The sequence below is a fragment of the Oleiphilus sp. HI0132 genome (assembly GCF_001635845.1).
In genome coordinates this window covers 1-484 of record NZ_LWGJ01000882.1, presented here as the reverse complement: position 1 = coordinate 484, position 484 = coordinate 1, and the positions used below count along the sequence as shown (strand labels likewise).

General features: G+C 41.3%; 1 protein-coding gene. It reads left to right on the top strand.

What is annotated here, in order from left to right:
• Positions 1-61: 61 nt before the first annotated feature.
• Positions 62-484 (top strand): DUF1329 domain-containing protein (locus tag A3766_RS10025; RefSeq protein ID WP_197479503.1); only part of this gene is annotated, 423 nt, incomplete at its 3' end.

Sequence of the window (484 nt, the reverse complement as noted above, 5' to 3'; positions counted from 1 at the left end):
GCGCTTAGTGTTTCGTACTCATTCTAATAACCCATTGGCTTGGTTTAACGAGGTAGTCTAAATGAAAATGATAAAAACTTTGTGTGCCATTGGTGTTGTTGCTGCAAGCTTTAGTGCGGCAAATGTCATGGCAAAAGTATCACCAGAAGAAACGGCGAAATTAGGGAATGAATTAACGCCAATTGGTGCAGAAAAAGCAGGGAATGCAGATGGAACAATTCCTGAGTGGACGGGTGGTGTAGAAGCACCTGCTGATTATAAGGTGGGTGAACCTTATCCGGATCCTTTTGCTTCGGATCAGGTCTTGTTCACGATTACTAAAGACAATATGGCTCAGTATGCAGATAAGTTGTCTGATGGTCAGAAGAAGACCCTGGAGCGATACTCTACTTATAAAATGAAGGTGTATCCTACTCATCGTTCAGTTGGTTATATTGATAAATTCGGTGAGTATTTCAAGCATAATGCGACTAATGCTGAAATG